This window comes from Kitasatospora sp. MBT63, assembly GCF_000710465.2.
Taxonomy (GTDB): Bacteria; Actinomycetota; Actinomycetes; order Streptomycetales; family Streptomycetaceae; genus Kitasatospora.
Genome location: NZ_JAIZ01000632.1, coordinates 12,740 through 17,339 on the forward strand (window position 1 = coordinate 12,740; position 4,600 = coordinate 17,339).

Below are 4,600 nucleotides of genomic sequence, written 5' to 3' on the forward strand. Positions count from 1 at the left end.
GTCGGTGCCGTCCGCCCAACTGGGGCCGCAGCCGCCGTCGGAGACCACCGCGGCCAGCGCCGCGTGCGGCGGCCCGCCGGGCTCGCGGCCCGGGTCCACGGCGTGTTCGAGGTCGGTGACGGTCCGGCCGGGCGGCAGCCCGACGGCGTCCGCGCCGACCGGGCCGCGGACGGTGAGGCCGGCCGGCGCCTCGGCGGCCCGGTCCAGGCCGTGCTGCAGCGCGAGGCCGCCGGCCAGCACACCCGTCACGGCGAGCGCGGTGGCCGCCCGTCTCAGTCCGGTCCGGCCCCGGGCCCGTTCGGTCCCACCACTCATCTCGCTGCCTTCGCTCTCCGTCGACCTCGCACACTGCCGTCCTGGTCAACGAGGCAGCCGGGAAAAGCGGTTCACGATTCGTCAGCCACCTATCGTGCACGACCCGCACGGGGGGCGCAACCGGCGCACGGCCACCCCCGTGACCGCCGGTCCCGGCGTCGTCCGACGGTCCGTCAGCCGTCGATCACGTAGGCGTCGCCGTGCACCCGCCAGCGCAGCGGGGCGGCCAGGTCGAGGTTGCCGGCCTGGAGGAACCAGCGCTGCTCGGTGTCGACCCTGCCGGTGTCGCGGTGGGCGCGTTCGGTCAGCATGGCGGCCCGGCGGGCGTCCGGGAACGCGTTCAGGTAGGCGGTCTCGTCGCCGCCCCGGGCGGGTGTCCTGGCCTTCCTCATCGCGGTCGCGCGGATCCCGCCGAAGCTGACCGGGCCGTCGCCCGGGCCGTGCATGACGATGGCGTCGTAGTAGATGAACCGGCCGAGCGCGCGCAGCCCGTCCGCCTGCGCCTGGCGGACGGCGGGGTCGAAGTAGACCCGGTCGCGCTCGTCGTCCTGGGCCCGGCGGAACGCCGGGTCGTCGGCCGCCCGGGCCCAGTCGGCGGTGAAGGTGGGGTCGAGGCCCTGGTGCGAGGCGCTGCCGTCGACGGGGCCAGCGCGGGGAGGTACTTGACCAGGGGGTTGCCCGGGTCGAGGTCGCGGTGGTGCCGGACCGGTGGCCCGACGCGGGGCCGGCGACCGACCCGGCGGCAGCGGGCAGCGCGGTCGAGAGCGGCGGTACCCGGCGGCGTCCGCCGCTGCCTCGGCCCCGGCGTCCGGGTCCCCCGACGCCCCCTCCGCCGAACCGTCCGCTGCCACCGCCGCCTCGCCGTCGGAGGCCACCGCGCCGTCCTCCCCCGCGCAGTCGCCGACCGCGGCCCGGACCACCGCACCAGCCGTGCCCGTGGCGGCGCCGCCGTCCGCCGGGCCCGGGCTGCACCGGCCCGGGCGGGCACTTGGCGGTGTGGTCGTCCACCGGGCGGCGGACGGCCGCGTTCGGCGCGGACGGGGAACCCGCCCAGGTGGTGTTCGCGCCGGGGAGCCGGTTCGTCGTCCTCGACGTGCTGCCGGGGGACGGCGACGAGCGGCCGGCCCGGATCCTGCTGCGCGAGGCCGCGCAGACCGCCGCCGCGGACTCCGGCGACCGCGACCGCAGCGCCCTGGAGCGGCTGGCTGGAACGCCGGGACAAGGTGGCGCCCGCCGACCGTACGGCGGTGGACCGGCCCGAGCGCTTCCGGCTGGCCCTGGGCATGGACCTCCTGGTGCCGTAGATCGCCGGACCGGGCACGGCCGGCCCACCCGCCGGGCCGAGGTCCGTGGTCAGCAGGTCGGCGGCCAGCGGTCAGCAGGTCGACGGTCAGCAGGTCCGGGACGGCAGGATGAACCGGGCCCAGGTCGGCGCGTCGAGTCCGGCCGACCGGCAGTGCGCGACCACCCGCTCGGCCGTGGCCAGGGCGGCCCGGACGGCCGCCGGCTCGATCCGCATCGCCGAGCCCATCTGCACGTCGGTCCAGCCCCGGTCGGCGAGCAGCAGCACCACTCCGGGGCGGGCCCGGCGGTCGGTCCGGCCGAGCTCCATCAGGTCGAGATCGCCCCGGCGGGCCAGCCCCTCCCCCAGGGCCAGCAGGTCGTGGATCTGTCCGCCGAACCTGCGGCGCTCGGCGGGGGTCAGGCCGCCCCAGACCCCGTCGCTCTCCTCGTGCTCCATCGCCCGGCGCAGGCAGGGCTCCCGGACCAGGCAGCCGCTGCAGACCAGTTTGGCGGCGCGGGTGCGGGACTCGGCGTTCTCGGCGCGGACCCCGAAGAAGATCTCCGGGTCCACGTGGCGGCAGGCGGCCGCCTCCATCGACGGCCGTCGGGTGATCGACTGTACGGACATCAGCTGCCTCTCCGATCGGTGCTCACCCGGCGGGCCGCCGTTCGCACGGCGAGCGCCTGCGGCCGGGCGTCCTCAGGACAAGAGACGCATCGGGCGGCCGCTTCGGTTCAGCCGGCACCGACCTGCCGACGATTTTCCCTGTCTTGACAATTTTTCTTGTCGGTCGCACCCTGGAGAGGTGCTTGATGTCGCCGTGATCGAGGAACCCGCCGCGGCCGAGGCCTCCCTGGACCCGATACGGTCCCGGATCCTCGCCGCCCTGGCCGAGCCCGGCTCGGCCGCCATGCTGGCCGGCCGCCTGGGACTGCCCCGGCAGAAGGTCAACTACCACCTGAAGGAGCTGGAGCGGCACGGACTGGTCGAGCTCGCCGAGGAGCGGCGCCGGGGAAACGTCACCGAGCGGGTGTACCGCGCCACCGCAGCCTCCTACGTGATCTCCCCGGCCGCACTGGGCGCGGTCAGCCCGGACCCGGCCCGCTCCCCCGACCAGCTGTCGGCCCGCTGGCTGCTGGCCCTGGGCGCCCGGCTGGTCCAGGAGGTCGGGGGTCTGCTGACCGGCGGCGCCCGGGCCGGCCGGCGGGTCGCCTCGTTCGGGATCGACGCCCAGGTGCGGTTCGCCTCCGCGGCCGACCGGGCGGCGTTCTCCGAGGAGCTGGCCCAGGCGGTGGCGGGCCTGGTCGGCCGCTACCACGACGAGTCCGCCCCCGGGGGCCGCCGCCACCGGGTGGTGGTCGGGCTGCACCAGATCCCCACCACCGACACCCCCACCGCGGCAGCGGACGCCGGGGAGAGCCGGGCCGACCGGGTCCGGGACGACCGGCCCCCGCCACCCACCCGCACCGACACCGACACTCCCCAGCACGGACCGGGAGAGGAGAACCGACGATGACCCACCCGTTCGAGATCGGACTGGAGACGAGCCTGCCCGCCGACCCCGAGCAGGTCTGGGAGGCCATCGCCACCGGACCGGGGATCGACTCCTGGTTCATGGGCCGCAACCAGGTGGAGCCGCGCGAGGGCGGGACCGCCGCCATGGAGACCGGCGGCCGCCGGGCGGAGGCGCTGATCACCGCCTACGAACCGGCCAAGCGCTTCGCCACCCGCACACCCACCTCCGAGGACGGCCGGTTCATGGCCTTCGAGTACCTCATCGAGGGGCGCGAGGGCGGCAGTACCGTCCTGCGCGTCGTCCACAGCGGCATGCTCGGCGACGACTGGCAGGACGAGTACGACGCGCTGCGCCGTGGCTGGCCGTTCCACCTGGGCACCCTGCACGAGTACCTTACGTACTTCCCCGGACGCACCGCCGTCCCGGTCTTCGCCGCCGCGCCGACCGCGCTGGCACCGCAGGAGATCCGGGCGGCACTGGCCCGCGGGCTGTCGATCCCCGCCCCCGTGGCCGTCGGGGCGCGGGCCCAGGCCGGTCCGGCCGGCCTGCCGCCGCTGGACGGCGAGGTGACCCGGGCGGACGACGAGCGCTTCGAGGTCCGCACCGCCGACGGGATCTACACCTTCCACCAGGGACCGGGCATCGCACTGATGTTCCACCACCTGTTCGGGCCCGGGACCGACGGCACCGAGGGCGCCTGGCAGCGGTGGCTGGCCGCCCTGCTCACCTGACTCACCTGACCCGCCCCCCGGCCCACCCCTGGCCGTCCGGCCGCACCCCGGCCGCACCCCACGAGACACCGAGGAACCACCCATGCGCACCCTCATCAGCACCGCCTTCATCTCCCTCGACGGCGTCATGGAGGCGCCGGGCGGCGAGCCCGGCTACCGCAACGCCGGCTGGACCTTCAAGGAGGTCGAGTTCGTCCCCGAGGCCTACGAGATCAAGGGGCGCGAGCAGGAGGAGTCCGCCGCCCTCCTGCTCGGCCGGACCAGCTACGAGGCGTTCAGCCCCGTGTGGCCGGACATGCCGGAGTTCGCCCGCTACCGGACGCTGCCGAAGTACGTCGTCTCCACCACCCTCACCGACGACCGGCTGGCCGGGAACTGGGGCGAGACCACGATCCTGCGCTCGCTCGACGAGGTCGCCGAGCTCAAGCGGACCGAGGGCGGCCCGATCATCGTCCACGGCAGCGCCACGCTGAACCACGGCCTCTCGGACGCGGGCCTGATCGACCGCTACCACCTGCTGGTCTTCCCGCTGCTGCTCGGCGCCGGCAAGCGCCTGTTCAGCACCACCGACAAGGACACCCAGAAGCTGTCGCTGGTCGAGCACGAGGTCTACTCCAACGGCCTCCAGAAGCAGGTCCTCGACGTGGTCCGCTGACCCCGCTCCGGCCCGCCGCACCGGCCATCGACCCAGCGCGTACCGCGAGTTGCCGGTCCGTCAGGTGACCGCCGGTCCTCCGGCCGCTGCCCGCCGTG

At 75.5% G+C, this 4,600-nt stretch carries 5 protein-coding genes and 1 pseudogene; 3 read left to right on the forward strand and 3 right to left on the reverse strand.

What is annotated here, in order from left to right; genetic code table 11:
* From AA75_RS50085 to AA75_RS51520, 3 genes and pseudogenes are all read right to left on the reverse strand, one after another.
* Positions 1–315, reverse strand: a 315-nt coding sequence (locus tag AA75_RS50085; protein ID WP_033824054.1) for a hypothetical protein, incomplete at its 3' end; no start/stop codon positions are given.
* Between the two features lie 173 nt (positions 316–488).
* A pseudogene (locus AA75_RS52700) lies at positions 489–1,000 on the reverse strand (chitosanase); the annotation flags it as partial.
* 705 nt (positions 1,001–1,705) lie between these two features.
* Complete coding sequence (locus AA75_RS51520) at positions 1,706–2,227, reverse strand: WhiB family transcriptional regulator (protein ID WP_063794486.1); 522 nt, start codon at positions 2,225–2,227, stop codon at positions 1,706–1,708.
* 178 nt (positions 2,228–2,405) lie between these two features.
* Between AA75_RS51520 and AA75_RS33125 the strand changes: the two genes are divergently transcribed.
* The 3 genes from AA75_RS33125 to AA75_RS33135 all read left to right on the forward strand — a co-directional run bounded on the left by AA75_RS33125 (position 2,406) and on the right by AA75_RS33135 (position 4,502).
* The gene (locus tag AA75_RS33125; RefSeq protein WP_082527008.1) at positions 2,406–3,116 is read left to right on the forward strand and encodes a helix-turn-helix domain-containing protein; all 711 of its coding nucleotides are present in this window, start codon (positions 2,406–2,408) and stop codon (positions 3,114–3,116) included.
* On the forward strand, positions 3,113–3,847 hold the full coding sequence (locus AA75_RS33130; protein ID WP_033824055.1) for an SRPBCC domain-containing protein: 735 nt from the start codon (positions 3,113–3,115) through the stop codon (positions 3,845–3,847). Before AA75_RS33125 ends, AA75_RS33130 begins: the two co-directional genes overlap by 4 nt.
* 82 nt (positions 3,848–3,929) lie before the next feature.
* Entirely contained in the window at positions 3,930–4,502 is a 573-nt protein-coding gene (locus AA75_RS33135; protein WP_033824056.1) for a dihydrofolate reductase family protein, read from the forward strand.
* Positions 4,503–4,600 lie beyond the last annotated feature (98 nt).